Below are 18,042 nucleotides of genomic sequence, written 5' to 3'. Positions count from 1 at the left end.
TTTCTCATATAATCGCTTTAATTCCTTCTAACACTAATCCAATCATAAATCCGCAAACCGCCCCGTTTACTCGGATCCACTGTAAATCTTTACCGACGTTATTTTCAATCATTTCGATTAACGTCTTATCATCTAACTTATCAAGATTTTCTTGTACAAGCTTACCAATTTTCGAATGGTTCTTCTCAACAAGACTTACAACTTGTTTTTGTAACCAATCTTCTATTTTTTGAACTGTCTGTTCATCTTCTTTTATTTTATTCATTTGTTTTTGTAAAAATGGAATAACATATTTATCAGCAAATTCTTCATTATTTACAAAAGCAACTGCTCTTTGCTGTACTTGCTCTAGCATCTCTTTTATTTTGTCAGTAGCATTCCAATTGGCAATCCATTTTTCTTTCCAATTTTCTAATTCTTGTAGTAACGCTTCATTTTCTTTTACATTTATAATTTCTTGACGAATTTTCGCTAATATAAGTTGTCTCGTGCTATTATCTGCATCTTGTAAGCTGTTAATATTGCTAATAATAAACTTCTGCAAAATGCCGCCAATTTTATCTTCATCTACAATATTCATAAACGATTTCAATGTAAACTGTAAGAATCCATCTACTTTTATATTTTCCATCGCCTTCATACCTAAACTACCGAGCTGGTAGCGTGCTTCATCTTGCGCTGTCCAATCTTTCACTTTTACTAAAATGTAATCAAGTGTCTTTTCATCATATTCTTGCACAACTAATTGATCAACAAGCACTTGTAAAATGTTACTTGTATTAATTGTATGCAAATATGTTTTTAATTCTTTTTCAATAATAACAGCTAACTTTTCTGTATCTATTGTAACAATTGCTTTCTCTGCAATCGTTACAATCCCCTTTTTCACAGCATCAGACTGCATTTCTCTCTCAGCAATTTGCAGTACCATTTGTGCTAACTGCATCTCTTTTACTTTATTCGTAATACTTTCTTTCGTCAGCCATTCATTTTCTAACGTATTGATGAGCCCTTTCGTTACTCGTTTACGATTTTTAGGTAACAAAGCTGTATGCGGAATTGGTATTCCCATCGGGTGACGGAATAATGCTGTAACTGCGAACCAATCTGCAAGCCCGCCAACTAACCCAGCTTCAAATCCCCCTTGTATAATCTCTCCAGCTATCGTTCCTTGAAAAGGGATAGAAGCCGCAAAGCCGACACCCATAACCCCAAGCGAAATACCCGCTATATATTTAGTCTGTAATGACATCGTATACACATCCTCTTATTATGTAAAATAAAGCTTTTTGTTGTATTTATTCAATATTAGTTATCCTTTATATATACTATAAAGAACTATTGTGAAAATAACAAAGATTTTTATGTACATGAAAAAATGAGGCTACAACTAGCCTCATTTTTCTTATATCGTTAATTCCAAACCTTTCCTATAATATTCATCCATTATATCGTTTGGAACCATACTTCCACCCGTTCCCCACACAATATGAGTACCTTTTTTCACCTTCTCTGTTAACTGTTGCTTTTGTAAATACTCATCTTCTTTACATACTTTCACTGGCCCTATCATACCTGCTAGTGCAGAAGGCTCTAAATAAATATTCTCCGTATCAGCTAGCTCTTTTAACAATCTATATAACTCTTCATCGCTTACTGTGTAATTCCCACTCAAAAATGGTTCCATCGTTTTACCGACAAATCCAGATGGCCTTCCTACCGCAAGTCCATCCGCATCTGTTACATTATCAATTCCGATATCTTGAACGGAAATTTTGTCATGAAGGCCTGTCATTAAGCCGAGTAACATACAAGGAGAATGTGTTGGCTCTGCAAAGTAACAATGAACATTATCTTTATACAATAACTTTAAACCGAATGCTACTCCGCCAGGTCCTCCTCCTACTCCGCACGGAAGATAAACAAATAAAGGATGATTTTCATCTACTACAACCTCTAACTCTTCTAATTGCTTTTGTAATCGTGATGCTGCTACTGCGTATCCTAAAAATAAATCATGCGAGTTTTCATCGTCTACAAAATAACAGCTAGGATCCGCATCCGCTTGTCTTCTTCCTTCTTCTACTGCTTTGCTATAATCATCTTCATATTCAATAACGTTTACACCTTTACTTCTTAATAAATCTTTCTTCCATTCTTTTGCGTCTGCTGACATATGAACAGTTACATTAAAACCTAGATTCGCACTCATAATCCCTATGCTAAGTCCTAAATTCCCTGTAGAACCTACTGCAATTGAATATTTCGAGAAAAACTCTCTACATGTATCACTATCTAAAACGGAATAATTATCTTCTTCTGTTACCATTCCGTGCTGCAATGCTAGTTGCTCAGCATGTTTCAACACTTCATAAATACCGCCCCTAGCTTTAATTGATCCTGATATTGGAAGATGACTATCACATTTTAATAATAATTCTCCTAAAATAGGTTGCTCATATTTTCTCTCTAAAGCTTCTTTCATAGAAGGTATTTTCACTAAAGGTGATTCGATTATGCCGTTCGCCCCTTTCGTTTCAGGAAAAACTTTCGCAATATATGGTGCAAAACGCTTTAATCTCTCTTCCGCATCTTTTACATTCTCTTCATTAAGTGGTGAATCTTTTATTGCTGTTTCATACTTTTCTATGTTTGGATTTATCCAAAATACTTCTTCTGTTGCAATAAGCTTATTCACTAATGGATATTCTGCTTGTAATGCCCCTATTTCTTTCATTTTGTTTCCTCCTTATATCCTTGTAGCTCACCATACAATAAATTATAATTAAATTAATTTTAATATAGTTTAACACAAATAATCCCATTAAGTTAATTTTAATTTAATTTATTTAAATATAATTTAATAATTATTAAGGAGATTTTCATTATGGAAAATATAGATATTGGTAAAAAAATTGAAAAACAAAGAAAAGAAAAAGGTTTAACTAGTAAAGAACTAGCAAAGATGGCCGATATTACACCATCAATGTTAAGTCAAATTGAGCGCGGGTCCGCTAACCCTTCTATCCAAACATTAAAAGTGCTTGCTAAAGCTCTTGATGTGCCAACATTTAGCTTTTTACTTGAAGATACAAATACAGACGATTTAATTGTACGTTCCCATAAACGAAAGAAAATGATTATTGATAATTTATCATATGAAATGCTTTCACCTGATTTCACTGGAAATTTAGCAACAGCAATTATGACCGTCCCACCTAATACAGCTTCATCAGAAAATGTGCTAGAACATAAAGGAGAAGAATTAGCATTTGTCTTAGATGGGAAAATCACATTATATTTAAATGAGGAAGAATACGTATTAGAAACTGGCGACAGTGTAAAAATACCTGCTTATTTAAAGCATAAATGGGTGAATCATTTTGAAAAAAACGCGATAGTCTTATTTTCTGTTACTCCGCCGATTTTTTAATATATCAATAAAAACAGGATGATTCTTATAAAGTGAGGATTATCCTGTTTTTATTAAATAAGAAAGTGAAATTTTTGTTAAAAACTTAACAGTTGGACCCAATCCGAACAATCCTCCTAAAAACATATTTACAAGTAAAACTATCCCTCCCATTGATGCTAACGTATCATGAGTCAGATTCATCCCACCACTACCAGAGGCACTTGTAATATTCACATAAAAATAAGAAATATGTAAAAATTAATTAATTTTTCAGAATTTTGTTGAAAAATATGGTAAAATCACTCTTATACTTCTTCTATTTTGCTATTATAGAAATAATTAAATTAGGATACTTTTATCGAATGGGGGAATATATAATGAGTGTGTTATTAAAAGGGCATGAACAGATTGTCAACGAATTAAACATTTTATATCAAGTAATGGTAGCGGAGCAATTAATTGAAGCGAAACAATTAAAAGAAAAAATAGAGAAACAGATTAATAAAATTGAAGCTGATCAAACTCTATCGCTTTACTACTCCCTACTAAACTTTAAATATAAGGTCCTAACCGATTGGACAAACATTAAGTATGATACTTTTAGTCAAATTGTTCGTTTAGACAATCCAATAACTGAAGACTTTATTACTTATTATTATCACTTTTTTAAAGCTGAACATGCTACCATTATTGGAAATTATGATGAAGCAAAAAAAGAATACGAAAAAGCTGAATCCCTTTTAAAACATGTACCAGGCGAACTAGAAGAAGCTGAATATAAATATAAATTTGCTATATTTAATCACCATACAAACAAACCACTTACAGCAATCAATTATGCAAATCAAGCTAAAGAGATTTTCTCAAAATATCCACGTTATGAAATTAAAATAGCTCTATGCGAAAACATTTTAGGCTCATGTTCTGTTTATTTAAAACAATTCGAACAAGCCGAAGAGAACTATAATTCAGCAATCAATATTTTACAAAAGCTGAAAGACGATACACTAATCTTAAAAGTTCGAAATAACTTAGGTTGGCTCTACTCTTCTCAAAATCTATCAACCCTTGCTATTAGACATCTTACAATAGTTACAAACAAATTACCTAAACACCTAAAAGCCAATTTTCTACAAGCCAAAGAACATTTTAGTTTAAATGAAAAAGAACTTGCAAACGATTGGGTTCAAAAAGGCTTAGAAATTTGTAATGAATTAAATAATCAAGAATATAAACACCATTTCACTATCTTAAAAACACAACACACTGGTATTCTAGACGACTTAGAAAACGCAATCATTGCAGGCACTACATATTTTAACAGTAAAGAATTATACGATTATGTACAAGAATATTACGAATTATTAGCAGTAGAATTTCATAAAGTGAATAAAATAGAGAAATCTCAAAAATATTTTTTCAAAACTTACGAAGCAAAACAAAAATTATTAACTAAGGAGGCACTAAGATAATGAAAAAGATTAGTTTAGCTATTTTAACCTTTACATGCATACTTGCTTTTGGATTTAATAATTTTACTGAAAGTCAACAAGCAAAACAACTTCCAAAATGGGATACAGATAAACAAGAAACACATGCAGACCTATAGAAACCTAAAAACCCCTAATAAAGGGGTTTTTAGATTTCTACAATATAATGATTTAGCATATGATGAAGAAATATGCTTATAAAAGATAGCCATACAGATACTCTCTGTACATGGCTATCTTTTATTTTTTCGGCACCAACAAAATCCCTAAACTAATAATACAAAAGCTCATTATTTGCTCTGCTGATAGACCAAACAGAACCGAATTTTGTTCACTAACAAGCGAAATAATAATATGAGCAAACCCCTCAACAATTAGAAAAATACTTATATTCTTTCCATTTCCGAGCCTTTCATTTTTCATCCATAACAAGCCCATTATACAAAGAGCAAGGCTGATCTCATATACGAAAATAGGGTGATATAAAAGTTTAGATTCATATATTTTCATTCCCCATGGTAGTGTCGTTTGTGCACCTACTTCATGATGGAATAGAAAATAAAAGATAATACTCACACACAGACCAAAAGGCAATGCATCAAGTAAAATACGAAGCGAAAATTGCTCCTTTTTACTTTTCCAAACAATGTATACACTCGCAATTACGCATCCTACTACAATATGTTGCATACTTCCAATAGCTAATATTGCTTGCACTGGTGCCCCAAAAGCCCATACAGGATTTAAAATTGCTGGTGCAAACTTCCATACAAATACGATGATAAGAAAAGCATTCGTTACGGCATCCATCATTTTTTCATATGATACATTTTGATACTTCATCTTTCGTTTCATCAACATAAAACCAAATAGACTTCCAATTATAAGAGATATGGGTTGTAACCTCACAATCCACTCCATCGTCACCAAATCTCCTTTTAATTCTCAATCAATTTCTTAAATTTCTTTTCTAATTGATCTGGTGGTAATACACCTCGTACATGATCTACTATAATTCCATCTTTATTAACAAAAAATGTCGTCGGTAAAGAGAATACTTTATAATCTAGTCCAGCTATTCCGTCCATATCTAGTAGAACAGGAAACTCAAAACCATAACGATTAGCAAATGCGCTTGCTTCTTGTACTGGGTCACTAACAGTTGCATTCACCGCAAAAATTTCAACATCCTTTTTATATTTATCATACATATGAACTAAGTCAGGTGCCTCCATTTCACACGGCCCACACCATGATGCCCAAAAATTAATAATATACGGTTTTCCCTTTGCATCATTTAACGACTGTAACTTTCCGTCTAATCCTTTTAATGTGATGCTAGGTGCTTTAAAACCGACTTGTGGTAATACTTCTTTCTCCTGTAACTCTGCTTGCTTTGCTTTTCTTTCCTTTTCTTCTTTCTTTGAATTATAAAAGTTAACCCCCGCCCAAGCGAGAGCACCTACTAGTATAATAGCAATTAGTTTCTTCACTTTTCTTCCTCCTCATTTTTAAAAACCTGTAAATCCACCGAATAGACGAATAAAGAATGCTGTAATTTTCGTCATTTGATTTGTATACAATAAAATACCTGTTACAATCATCATTCCACCGCCAATTTTCATCATGACATTGGCATATGTAACAATCCATTTTACCTTCCCAATAAAGAATGCCATCACGAAAAATGGAACCGCAAACCCAAGAGTATACGCTGTAATATAAAGAAGCGCCCCTTCAGGATTCGTCGCGCCAAGCATGAGTACAGCTGAAAATATCGGTCCAACACATGGCGTCCAACCTGCTGCATATGTCATACCGACTAAAATCGAGCGAATATATCCAGTCGATTTACTTCTATACTGCACCTTTTTCTCTGCCATAAGCCACTTAGGCTGAAACAAGCCCGTCATAAATAGCCCCATTAAAACAATAAAAATCCCACCAATTTGTTGAATCAATTTTTGGTTAGATGAAAATGTTATTCCAATCCAGCTTACCGATAAACCTAACGCGTAAAATATAACCGAAAATCCGATCATAAAAAATACTGTATGTATAATCGCTGATTTTTGCATAATCCCACGATTTTCTTTTAAATCTTGGATAGACACACCTGTAATATAAGATAAATAAGATGGATATAGCGGTAAAGAGCACGGTGATATAAATGACAATACTCCCGCCCCAGCCACAAGCCAAATTGTTAAATCTGCTGCATTCATTTTATTCCCCCTTAAACACTACGATGAGTAGTGTTTATTCTTAAAAAAAGAGGCTATATGCACTCTCCGACAATAAGTACAACCGACATACAGAATAAACCTACTGTTACATATACCGAATTCGTATGTAACGGAATAGTAAGCTTAACAACCTTTTCATTTAACACTTGCTCGATTCGTAAATTTATTGCTGTTTTTGCAAATGAAGCTGTAACACATCGATTTTCCATTGTCTTTATTTTAATTAATTTTAATAACGCGCTACCTAACTCAAATGAAGATTCCATTTTTTGCATCGCATATTTATCAGCAGCTAGCTCCTGATACGTATGATATCGCTGTAACAACCCTTTTAATATCGGTATGTACATCATTCCTTCTGCTAATAGCGTAAAACAAAATAATTTTAGCGGATCCCAATTCTTTTGATGATATTCTTCATGGAAAATAATCGCATCAATTTCTTCATCTGAAAATGTTTGAAGCAACCCTTCCGACATGACAACTTTCGGACGAAATAGCCCAATTGTAAATGCCGCAACTTCCGTAGTCGGCAATATATATATTTGTTTTCTTTTTCGGACGAAAGGGATAAGTACTTTTTGTAATTTTTTACTATAGAAAAATTGTCGCCAAATTCTTTTGCACACGATTAATACAGTAAGTAGTAATAATCCAGCGATTATAATACGAATCAGCGATAATTCTTTCATATGTTTTTCTAACTGGAACAAACAAAAATTTGAAAGAAGGAACATCTTATTTTGAAACAGAAATGGATATGTAACGTAATACACTAACATACTGAAAAAGAGGATACTAACAATTACTGCTAACAATACGATTTTACGCATTTGCCATTTCATTTCATTAATCCTCTCTTTTTAACTGACTCAATTTGTCTTCTAACTTTTTTATTAAAGTCGGATCAGCCTGCTCTAACTCATCTAACATATGATTTACAACTAAATCTCCAAATTCCCCCATCAATTCCTGTGTCATTTTCTTCGTTTGATTGGATAAGAATTCTTCTTTTGTTTGTACAGCACGATATATACCACTTCTTTTCACAGTCTGTTTTTCTAAGTGTAATTTCTCTACTAACCTGTTCATAACTGTCATAACAGTGTTAAAATTCACAGGTGATTCTTCACTTAATTTCTGCTGCACTTCTTTAATAGTAATACCATCGCTAGACCAAACAATCTCCATAATTTTCGCTTCAAGCGGTCCAAAGAAATGATTTAACCCGTGCTCATTTAACTTATAGTTTTGAGTAAACATTGTACAACTCCTTTCACACTACGAATTGTAGTATAAATTAAATGAAAGGTCAAACGTAAATGATATATGAAAATTAACTACCCATAAATACATAGGCTATTCCATTCATTTTAAACCTAATTTTTCTCCAAATGTATCAAAAAGATACTGCTCTAATATTTGTACACTAAACTTCTCATTACGTCCAAGTGCAAATAATTCCCGATCTTTCGCTACGATAGTATCTAACGGAATAGCTACATTATCCACTATTTTTGTAATTTCAATTATATTACTTTTTACATTTACTTCTGTTTTAAATTCAACGTTTTCTAACACTATATGTGAACGTCTTCCTGATGCAAAAAAAGTAAAATTAGGATTTTTAACAACGCCAATTTCAGTCTCTAACGCATATAAATAGTGAAAAATTACATCTCTGTGTCCATCTTTTATTATTTTTTCATCCTTCTCATCGTCTAAGTATTCTTTCAGCTTCGTTGTAAATTCAAATCGAAAATCCACTTTTTTCACTCTCCTTCTTTGTATTTCATATTAAATAAATATATTGAAATAATTTTAACATATTGTAATACAACTTCCTATTAAAAGTAAAAACTGTTTTAAAAAATCGCTATTATTTCCGATACCCTTTTAAAATATAAGTATAAATTCAATATGAATCAATGCGTCATTATATCTATTTAAACATATTTTTTCCATATTTTGAAACATTAGTATGAAATATTATATATCAATGTATGGTTTCTAATGCATTGGTATATATAGTCAGTAGTTTCTTTACTATTCCGATATACTTAAGCTACATTTTCTAATTATTGATTACATTACGGAAGGAATGTAACTCTCTTCTATCGAATTTTTATATAACAAAAATAATTAGGTGGTGCTTTACTATGAAATTAGCTGTCATTGGTGGCGGTGATTTACAAGATTCAAATCACTTGCCTATTAATGAACGCCTTATAGAATTAACAAATAAACAGTACCCAAAAATATTGTTTATTCCAACGGCTAGTCATGATGATGAAAGCTATATAAAATTATTTTTAGACACTTTTGAAAAACAATTACATTGTGAAGTACAAATTTTACGTACTACAACAGATTCACCTTCAAAGTATGAAATAGACGAGATGATTCATTCAGCCGATTTAATTTATTTAGGTGGCGGGAACTATATTCACATGCTTACGCAATGGAAAGAACATAGACTCGATGAAAAATTATTATTGGCTCTGCAGCAAGGAACACTTATTGCTGGTTATAGCGCTGGTGCTATGTGTTGGTTCACGTCTAGTATCCGATCAGATTATGAAGGTTCTGGTTATATAGAGAGTAACGGATGGGGTATTGTTAATAAAAGATTTTGTCCACATTATAATCAATTAAACAGAATGAACGCCTTCCATTCCTTTTTACAAAATCATCAAGGGAATATAGAAGGAATTGCACTGGAGGATAATTGCGCTTTATATATTACAGAGGAATCCTTTGAGATTATCGGTGAACCGGAAAGAGCGTGGGAGTTTTATATGAGTGATAAAACACTCATTAGACAACATTTTGATATAACTTTAAAAAGCTATTTATAAACCTGAACTTACGAAAAAATGTCCCTAAGTCTAATAACTTAGGGACATTTTTCTATTTAACTAACTAATCGTGTAATTCGTTTCTTTTGCCATGAAAGCTTATAATATGCATACTGTAATATTAAGCTGACAATAAATGCTGCTGGATACCCGATCCAAATGCCTTCTATTCCAAGACTTGTATGGTAAGAAAGATAATATGCTACGGGTACTTCTACAAGCCAAATTGAAACAACTCCAATAACAGTTGGCCAAAGTACTGTACCGCTCGCTCGCATTGTCGCACTAATAATTTGTGCATGACCGAAAATTAAATAACTCCATAATGTAATCATAACTAAGCTATGAGCAATTTCAATTGTAGTTTGACTCGTTAAAAATAGTGATAAAATGTCTCTTGAGAATACGTAAATAAGAGATATTAACACACCACCGATGACGTAGTTCATAATAATTCCGGCCTTCACAACTTTCTGTAATCGATCAAATTGATTCGCACCAATCGATTGTGCCGCAAAAATGGAAACTGTAATACCAAGGCTAACTGCTGGCATTTGTACATAACTTGCAACTTGATTCACAACGCCGTAAGCAGCTGTTGCATCCGAACCGTAACGATTTACAAATGCGATTACGGCAATTTCAGATAATGAAACTAATATCATATTAATACTCGCTGGAATACCGAGCCTTAGTAATAGCTTTAATAACTCCCCATCCATTCGAAGGTATTTTCTAACCGTTCCATCTAGTTGTAATGGGTGATTTTTCTTCTTTAAATACACAAGCATGACAATAAACGTAATAACTGTAGATATAACAGATGCATAGGCCGCTCCATACACATCTAATTTCGGAGCTCCTAACCATCCAAAAATAAGAATCGGTAATAAGATCATATTTAGCGCTGTACTTACAATTAAAAAGTAAAATGGCGTTTTAGAATCTCCTGTACCTCTCATAAATGTTGTATATGCGAAATATAAAAATAATACTGGCATCGATATAAATAAAATCCGTGCATAATGTACACTTATTTCAATAATATTTTCTGGCGTTCCCATTAGACGCATAATATCCATCGCAAAAATACTGCCTATTATCGCCAATACAACTCCAATAATAAAGGTAAACGTCAACGTCGTACCAACGATAGCTTTTAAACGATCTTCGTTTTTAGCACCAAACGCCTGACCAATTAAAATAGAGCTTCCTGAACCGATACCAATTACAAATGAAACGAGCAAGAAAAATAATGGGAAGAATGCTGATATAGCCGCTAAATCATTAACTCCAAGCCATCTTCCTACTACTACCATACCAAATAATTGTCCAACTGATTGTAGTACATTACTTAATAATAACGGTACTAAAAACATCGACATCGATTTCCAAATCGGTTTACTCTCACTTTCCAACTTATGTGACTCCGCACCTTCTTTATTGTTATCTGCAGGTGGTTTCAAATTTCATTTCTCCTTTTATTAAACATCTATTTTCAATCTCTATCTCTTTGTATAGTTGTTATAATACTGTGCTTCTATTCATTTTCTTTTCGTATGATTATAACTTCACCCAATATTGACTTCCATCGGCTGTTCGATCTAAAAATCCATATTCGATTAAATATCTTCTTAAAGTTACAAAATCAGGGTATACATTTTCTATCACTGTATTTACTTCTTTTTCAGTATACTTTTTATTACTATCAAACTTCTTCACTAAATGGCGCAATATAATTAATTTACGCTTTTGTTTCTTCGGAAATTTAGAGAGAGGTCCATCTAATCCTTCTGTAAAATGAGCTTTTAATACTTCATCATTTTCTTCTTCCGTAATATTGTATCGATCATCCACCATCGTTGCTGTTCTATGAATTGGCACAAATTTCGTTTGTACTTTTGATTTTTCTTCTGATAATTCCATTAGCGCTAAAAATACTTTTGCTTGCTTCATTTTCTCTCGCAGTGTAAATCGATGATTACGAATTGTTGATGTACTTCCGCCATCCATCTCTTTTACAATTTCTTTATCATTCAGTCCCATATGGAAAAACTGAACCATTTTCTTTTGTAAATCCGTTAAACCAGTAAATTTCTTATCCATATTTAACAAATAATCAAACATAGACGTATGCTCATTTTGAATATGCAATTGGACGAACTTCTCTGCTTCATACAAAATTTGGTTATCTTGATAAATAACACCTTTAATAAATGTTTCACCACAAGCTAAGCAAATGTACTCCTCTTTTTCTTCATCAAACACATACCCTTTCTTTAATTCCTCTATTGACGCATCCCAAAACTTCTCTGAAATATCGCCCATACTAAACACTCCTTCAAAATGTTTATTTAAAACCAAACAAATCAATATATCGTTTATTATCACTTCATCATCTTATCACAACACAAACAAATATTTCAACGTTTCGTTTGCCCATTTTATAAACTTTTATAAAAACATCTAACAAAAGGGTTTAATACAACGAAAAGCGAATATGTTTATACAAATTCATTTTATAGGATGTGAAATAGAACATAAATATTCTTTAAGACCCTTAGTTTACCGTTAAACAAATTGCACAGAATACATATGCGATTAGTGAATATGGAACTGGTATTCACTCATTCCAAAACTTCAGTATTCAATTTTAACTACAAAAAAGATGTTTTCGTATAAGAAAACATCCTTTACTTTTTATATATTCTATTTACAGTCTCTACTAAAACCTTACTTGCTTGTACAAATGTATGCTTTCGATTTCTATCTTCAACAAATTTATTAGCACAACTACTCATAATGATCATACAACTAATTATGACTAACGCTATCTTTCTATTCTTGTAAGTCACTTTATGCCACTCCACTATTACAAAACTTCTTTTGAATTTATCCCATCAAGAAATTTTACATGAATAATAAAACGCGCGAATATGCAATTCTGCATATTCACACGTTTTATCACAATGTTATGATTTAATTTAGTTAAAGAACAAGTATACCGAGGTGACTAACTTGAAATTTAAAGCGAAAAAAAATCCATTCCACGTCATTTTCATTACATTATTTATAATTATTTTTTTCGTTTCGTTATTCTTCCAAAATGAAAATTCTATTTTTTTCACTCTCATGATGCTATTAAATATCGTGAATCTTTCTTCATTCTATTTCTCTCACTACAACATAACGGAATCATCTCTTGTTGTAAAACACGGTTTCATTTTTCATACTGAAATTCCATTTGAAGATATTCGTCACGTTAAATACTCTGGTAAAAAACTTCATTCAAAAAAATGGACTAGACAACAATTAGAAATCCATTACAATTTATTTGACTCAGTGACCACTTTCGTACCACTAGAAGAAGAAAAATTCATTTCACTCTTAAAAGAGAACTGCCCACAGATGAAAGTAATGAATACGCCTGCTAACAAATAATATATTTTGAAGCTTGTAGTATTGCAAGTAGATGAAACATAAAAATGAACATCAAAAAAGCCAAGATTCTATACTAAGAACCTTGGCTTTCTCTATTACTCTTTTGGAGCAATCATTTTCTTTGGATCTACAATTTCATCAAATTGCTCTTCTGTTAGTAGCCCAGATTGCAATGCTGCTTCTTTTAAAGTTAACCCTTCTTTATGAGCATGCTTCGCAATTTTCGCTGCATTTTCATATCCGATATGTGGGTTTAGCGCTGTTACAAGCATTAGTGAACGATTCACATTTTCATTAATTACTTCTTCATCTGCTTCAATACCAACTGCACAATTGTCATTAAACGAAACAATTGCATCCGCTAATAAGTGAGCTGATTGTAAGAAGTTATAAGCAATAACAGGTTTAAATACATTTAACTCAAAGTTACCTTGGCTCGCAGCAAATCCGATTGTTGCATCATTCCCCATCACTTGCGCTACAACCATCGTTAATGCTTCACTTTGCGTTGGATTTACTTTCCCTGGCATAATAGAGCTTCCCGGTTCATTTGCTGGAATAATAATTTCTCCAAGACCACTACGTGGACCACTTGCAAGCCAACGTACATCGTTAGCGATTTTCATTAAATCCGCAGCTAATGCTTTTAATGCACCGTGAGTATATACAACTTCATCATGGCTCGTTAATGCATGGAACTTATTTGGTGCAGAAACAAATTGTTTACCTGTAAATTGACTAATTTCCTCTGATACCATCTCACCAAATTTAGGATGAGCATTGATACCTGTTCCAACCGCAGTTCCACCAATTGCTAACTCTTTCATATATGTATTGCTCTCTGCAATCATACGCTCTGTTTTTTCAAGCATACGGTGCCATCCGCTAATTTCTTGCCCTAAAGTTAACGGCGTTGCATCTTGTAAATGTGTACGACCAATTTTTATAATATGTTCAAATGCAGTTACTTTTTCTGCTAAAGTTTCTTTTAATTTCGTAATTGCTGGTAATACGTGATTTTCTACTGCGATTACACAAGCTACATGAAGCGCCGTTGGAAATGTATCATTTGAACTTTGTGACATGTTCACATCATCATTCGGATGAATATGTACGTCAGATCCCTTCTCTTTCAAAATTTGATTCCCACGATTTGCAATTACTTCATTCACATTCATGTTTGACTGTGTACCACTACCTGTTTGCCATACGACAAGCGGAAAATGTTCATTCCATTTCCCTGCAATCACTTCATCCGCAGCTTCTACAATTGCTTCTGCTTTTTCTTCTGATAGCTTTCCTAATTTTTGATTGCTAAGCGCTGCACTCTTCTTTAAAATTGCAAATGCTTTTACAATTTCAAGTGGCATTTGCTCTGTTCCAATTGGAAAGTTTTCTTTACTACGTTGTGTTTGTGCTGCCCATAATTTATCAGCTGGAACTTTTATTTCTCCTAATGTATCTCTTTCAATTCTGTACTCCATGTTTTCATCCCCTTGAAAATATAATACCTACATCTCTTATAATAACAGACTTTCTCTTAAATGATAAGAATTCTCACTCTTATATATAGATATTCTATATTTATTTTAAAAAATTCCTCTTGACCTAAACTTAAGTTTAGGCTGTATCCTTTCCATTGTAACCTACTATAACACTACTGGAGGAATTCAATATGAAAAAATATGCTTTTATAACAGGTGCAAATAAAGGAATTGGATATGAACTTGTTCGTCAATTAGCAGAAAAAGATTATCACGTATTTTTAGGTGCTCGTAATGAACAACTTGGACAACAAGCCGTAGAATCTTTAAATGTTTCAAACGTTTCCTATATTCAAGTAGATATTTCAAATTCACAATCCATTCAAGAAGCAATAAAGAAAATTTACGAAATGACTGACCACTTACATTTATTAATTAATAACGCAGGCATAGCGCTAGACTTCAATACACTACCTAGTGAATTAAATATTGAAACTTTACGCCAAGGATTTGAAGTTAATTTTTTTGGAACTTTCCAAATGATGCAAGCCTTTTTACCATTATTAAAGAATTCAAGCAACAGTAAAATCATAAATGTAACAACTGACATGGCCTCACTAACAATGTTTGCTAATGGTGAAACACATCCAATTAATACACTAGGATATAATTCTTCCAAAACAGCTATTAATGCTTTAACATTAGCTTTTAGTAAAGAATTTGCCACTAACGGTCCAGAAGTATTTGGGGTAACTCCTGGTTTTACAACTACGGATCTTAATGGAAATTCCCCTGGTGGCCATACAACCACTGAAAGTGCTAAAATTATTATTAAATATGCATTAAGTGAAACAAACTATAATGGTAAAATACTTAACAAAGATGGCATTATACCTTGGTAATAAAAGGATGAATGATATGTATTATACAATTGGGCAAGTCGCCAAAATGCAACATTTAACTATTTCTCAAATACGTTATTACGATAAACAAGGACTGTTTCCTTTTCTGCAAAGAAACGAAAAAGGAGATCGAGTTTTTGATGAAGAAGCACTGAAATATTTAGAAATGATTTTGTGTTTAAAAAACACCAGTATGCCAATTCAAAAAATAAAACAATTTATCGACTGGTCTATGGAAGGAGAATCTACCATCCTTCAAAGGTTAGCATTAATGAAACAACAGGAGACCAATGTCTTACAGCTCATGCAAGACACTGAAAAAAACTTAAAAAAGATACAACAAAAAATTGCTAAATATGAGAATGAAATAACTTCAGCAAATGCTATTAAAAAATAAAAAAATCACCTTCTACATATTGTAGAAGGTGATTTTTATTTTATGATGCTTGCTTTCCTTTATCTGCATCATCTACATACCAGATGAATTTGCCTGTATATCCGTAAATAACTGCTAAAATTAACGATACGAAGCTTAACCACATAAACGGAACGTATGAGAACGTTGCTACACCTAAAATACCCGCCATAAAAATACCATTATCAGACCATGGAACCATACCTGAAGTTAACGTTCCACCTACTTCTGAGTTACGCGCTAATACACGACGGTCTATTTTTAATTTATCATAGCTATCTTCCATAATTTTTGGTGTTAAAATTAGTGATACATACATCGCACAACCAAATATATTAGCTAAGAATGCCACGATTAATGTAGACAATGTTACATTACCTGCAGAATTTAATTTCTTCTCAAATTTTGATACGATTACTTTTAAAACACCTAGTTTTTCAAGTAATCCACCAAATCCTAAACCGAAAATAATAACGGCTACTGAGCCAAGCATGCCGTTAATTCCACCACGGTTTAATAACTTGTCAACAAACTCAACACCAGATTGAATTGAGAATCCGTTATAAGCTGTTCCAATCGCCTCTCCAAAGTTCATCCCTTGGAAAAGAGTTGCCCAAATTGCACCAATTAAAGCTCCCATTGCAATTGTTGGCATAGACGGTTTCTTCATCGCTAATAGAACGATAACAATGACCGCCGGAACAAGCATCCATATTTTAATATCAAATTGCTTTAATAAAGCTTCTTTTAAAAATTCTACTCGATTCAAATCTACATTATCGCCGCCATACATCCAACCAGCTACAGTAAACATAATACTAGTAATAATATAAGCCGGAACATCTAATACGAGCATAGCTCGAACGTGAGCAATAACATCTACTTTCGCCATAGAAGCTGCAAGAACTGTGCTATCAGAAAGTGGTGATAATTTGTCGCCGAAATAAGCTCCTGAAAGAACTGCACCAGCAACAAGCGGAAGTGGTAAACCAAGTCCTTCACCAATCGCCATCATAGCAATACCTGCTGTTCCCACTGTTCCCCAAGACGTTCCTGTTGCGATAGAAGTTATAGAACAAATAATTAATGTTGCTAATAGGAATATGCTAGGGTGAATAAATTCTAATCCATAATAGATTAATGTTGGTACTACCCCACCAGCAATCCACGTTCCAATTAAAGCACCTACTGCAACTAAAATCAGTATTGCTTCTAATCCGTTAGAAATCCCTTTCGTAATTGCATCTTGCAATTCTTGATAACGAAATCCTAATCTTAATCCAAGCGCAATTACTAAAAACCATGAAATAAATAGCGCTAATTGAATTGGGAGATCAAAAATCGTTTGGAAGGAAAAGACAACAGCAAGAAATAGTAATAAAAGAACTATGATTTCTAGCATCGATGGTAATCTTACACTTTTCATTTTTTTCTCTCCTTACAAGTCGATAACATGACGTATGTCGTCTTACATGTATGTAATATACAATTAGCGAAGACAAAACAAAATTTTCATATTATTTCGATTTATTTTTCCAGTATAATATATTCACAACCCTTTCTATTGTAAAAGTAGATTACGTTTTTCGCAATGAAAAATATAAAAAATGTTGTATTTTTATTTATCCCGATATTTTCGGCCAATAAGACCTCCGCCTTAAAATTCAGTAAGTGCAAAGCACTTAGGTAAGAAATTAACTACTGTAAAATTCCGAATCGATATGAACATATTAAAGCTTCACTTTATTTACAAGGAACAATCCCATACTAACTTTTTTAATATTTGCTGCA

At 32.8% G+C, this 18,042-nt stretch carries 20 protein-coding genes; 7 read left to right on the top strand and 13 right to left on the bottom strand.

Annotation, left to right across the window (positions count from 1 at the left end; genetic code table 11):
- Positions 1-4: 4 nt before the first annotated feature.
- Together ACTL4X_RS08815 and ACTL4X_RS08810 are read right to left on the bottom strand one after the other, a co-directional pair.
- The gene (locus tag ACTL4X_RS08815) at positions 5-1,252 is read right to left on the bottom strand and encodes a DUF445 domain-containing protein (protein ID WP_000058300.1); all 1,248 of its coding nucleotides are present in this window, start codon (positions 1,250-1,252) and stop codon (positions 5-7) included.
- A 153-nt stretch (positions 1,253-1,405) separates the two neighbouring features.
- Positions 1,406-2,737 carry a D-serine ammonia-lyase gene (locus ACTL4X_RS08810; protein ID WP_086692835.1) on the bottom strand — a complete coding sequence of 444 codons (1,332 nt, stop codon included), beginning with the start codon at positions 2,735-2,737 and terminating at the stop codon, positions 1,406-1,408.
- A gap of 150 nt (positions 2,738-2,887) precedes the next feature.
- On the opposite strand from ACTL4X_RS08810, the gene ACTL4X_RS08805 reads away from it, so the two are divergent.
- A complete protein-coding gene (locus tag ACTL4X_RS08805) occupies positions 2,888-3,433 on the top strand; it encodes a helix-turn-helix domain-containing protein (RefSeq protein WP_000427637.1) in 546 nt (181 codons plus the stop codon).
- A gap of 39 nt (positions 3,434-3,472) precedes the next feature.
- Here the strand turns inward: ACTL4X_RS08805 and ACTL4X_RS08800 are convergent, their stop codons facing one another.
- On the bottom strand, positions 3,473-3,649 hold the full coding sequence (locus tag ACTL4X_RS08800; RefSeq protein ID WP_002025592.1) for a hypothetical protein: 177 nt from the start codon (positions 3,647-3,649) through the stop codon (positions 3,473-3,475).
- Positions 3,650-3,792: 143 nt separating this feature from the next.
- On the opposite strand from ACTL4X_RS08800, the gene ACTL4X_RS08795 reads away from it, so the two are divergent.
- Entirely contained in the window at positions 3,793-4,887 is a 1,095-nt protein-coding gene (locus tag ACTL4X_RS08795; protein WP_000114849.1) for a response regulator aspartate phosphatase, read from the top strand.
- The gene (locus ACTL4X_RS08790; protein ID WP_000724012.1) at positions 4,887-5,024 is read left to right on the top strand and encodes a hypothetical protein; all 138 of its coding nucleotides are present in this window, start codon (positions 4,887-4,889) and stop codon (positions 5,022-5,024) included. The genes ACTL4X_RS08795 and ACTL4X_RS08790 overlap by 1 nt, the downstream gene beginning before the upstream one ends.
- A 121-nt stretch (positions 5,025-5,145) precedes the next feature.
- On the opposite strand, the gene ACTL4X_RS08785 is transcribed toward ACTL4X_RS08790, so the two are convergent.
- From ACTL4X_RS08785 to ACTL4X_RS08760, 6 genes are all read right to left on the bottom strand, one after another.
- The gene (locus ACTL4X_RS08785; protein ID WP_086692837.1) at positions 5,146-5,826 is read right to left on the bottom strand and encodes a prolipoprotein diacylglyceryl transferase family protein; all 681 of its coding nucleotides are present in this window, start codon (positions 5,824-5,826) and stop codon (positions 5,146-5,148) included.
- A 17-nt stretch (positions 5,827-5,843) separates the two neighbouring features.
- Positions 5,844-6,398, bottom strand: a complete 555-nt coding sequence (locus tag ACTL4X_RS08780; protein WP_017657423.1) for a TlpA family protein disulfide reductase — start codon at positions 6,396-6,398, stop codon at positions 5,844-5,846.
- Positions 6,399-6,416: 18 nt separating this feature from the next.
- The gene (ccdA, locus tag ACTL4X_RS08775; RefSeq protein ID WP_000990443.1) at positions 6,417-7,130 is read right to left on the bottom strand and encodes a cytochrome c-type biogenesis protein CcdA; all 714 of its coding nucleotides are present in this window, start codon (positions 7,128-7,130) and stop codon (positions 6,417-6,419) included.
- A 53-nt stretch (positions 7,131-7,183) separates the two neighbouring features.
- Entirely contained in the window at positions 7,184-7,996 is an 813-nt protein-coding gene (locus tag ACTL4X_RS08770) for a M56 family metallopeptidase (RefSeq protein WP_000871939.1), read from the bottom strand.
- Between the two features lie 4 nt (positions 7,997-8,000).
- Positions 8,001-8,414, bottom strand: a complete 414-nt coding sequence (locus ACTL4X_RS08765; RefSeq protein ID WP_000495053.1) for a BlaI/MecI/CopY family transcriptional regulator — start codon at positions 8,412-8,414, stop codon at positions 8,001-8,003.
- Between the two features lie 105 nt (positions 8,415-8,519).
- Complete coding sequence (locus tag ACTL4X_RS08760) at positions 8,520-8,918, bottom strand: DUF3942 family protein (RefSeq protein WP_000347525.1); 399 nt, start codon at positions 8,916-8,918, stop codon at positions 8,520-8,522.
- A gap of 392 nt (positions 8,919-9,310) precedes the next feature.
- Here ACTL4X_RS08760 and ACTL4X_RS08755 point away from each other — a divergent pair, with 392 nt between their 5' ends.
- Complete coding sequence (locus tag ACTL4X_RS08755) at positions 9,311-10,009, top strand: peptidase E (RefSeq protein ID WP_000762118.1); 699 nt, start codon at positions 9,311-9,313, stop codon at positions 10,007-10,009.
- A gap of 56 nt (positions 10,010-10,065) precedes the next feature.
- Here ACTL4X_RS08755 and ACTL4X_RS08750 read toward each other — a convergent pair whose 3' ends face one another.
- Together ACTL4X_RS08750 and ACTL4X_RS08745 are read right to left on the bottom strand one after the other, a co-directional pair.
- A complete protein-coding gene (locus tag ACTL4X_RS08750; RefSeq protein ID WP_000804124.1) occupies positions 10,066-11,475 on the bottom strand; it encodes an MATE family efflux transporter in 1,410 nt (469 codons plus the stop codon).
- 97 nt (positions 11,476-11,572) lie between these two features.
- Positions 11,573-12,337, bottom strand: coding sequence for a DUF2087 domain-containing protein (locus ACTL4X_RS08745; RefSeq protein ID WP_441395014.1), 765 nt, complete (start codon positions 12,335-12,337; stop codon positions 11,573-11,575).
- 690 nt (positions 12,338-13,027) lie between these two features.
- Here ACTL4X_RS08745 and ACTL4X_RS08740 point away from each other — a divergent pair.
- Positions 13,028-13,450 (top strand): PH domain-containing protein, encoded by a 423-nt coding sequence (locus ACTL4X_RS08740; protein WP_000669069.1) that lies wholly within the window; start codon positions 13,028-13,030, stop codon positions 13,448-13,450.
- Between the two features lie 95 nt (positions 13,451-13,545).
- Here ACTL4X_RS08740 and fumC read toward each other — a convergent pair whose 3' ends face one another.
- A complete protein-coding gene (fumC, locus tag ACTL4X_RS08735) occupies positions 13,546-14,934 on the bottom strand; it encodes a class II fumarate hydratase (RefSeq protein ID WP_000456608.1) in 1,389 nt (462 codons plus the stop codon).
- 191 nt (positions 14,935-15,125) lie between these two features.
- On the opposite strand from fumC, the gene ACTL4X_RS08730 reads away from it, so the two are divergent.
- Both ACTL4X_RS08730 and ACTL4X_RS08725 read left to right on the top strand, forming a co-directional pair.
- Positions 15,126-15,836, top strand: a complete 711-nt coding sequence (locus ACTL4X_RS08730; protein WP_000759544.1) for an SDR family NAD(P)-dependent oxidoreductase — start codon at positions 15,126-15,128, stop codon at positions 15,834-15,836.
- Between the two features lie 16 nt (positions 15,837-15,852).
- Positions 15,853-16,233, top strand: a complete 381-nt coding sequence (locus ACTL4X_RS08725; protein ID WP_000291863.1) for a MerR family transcriptional regulator — start codon at positions 15,853-15,855, stop codon at positions 16,231-16,233.
- Positions 16,234-16,273: 40 nt separating this feature from the next.
- On the opposite strand, the gene nhaC is transcribed toward ACTL4X_RS08725, so the two are convergent.
- Complete coding sequence (nhaC, locus tag ACTL4X_RS08720; RefSeq protein ID WP_000843992.1) at positions 16,274-17,677, bottom strand: Na+/H+ antiporter NhaC; 1,404 nt, start codon at positions 17,675-17,677, stop codon at positions 16,274-16,276.
- Between the last annotated feature and the right edge of the window lie 365 nt (positions 17,678-18,042).

It is taken from the genome of Bacillus sp. RE35 (assembly GCF_052146655.1).
Lineage (GTDB): Bacteria > Bacillota > Bacilli > Bacillales > Bacillaceae_G > Bacillus_A > Bacillus_A cereus.
This window is presented reverse-complemented; position numbering and strand designations above follow the sequence as displayed.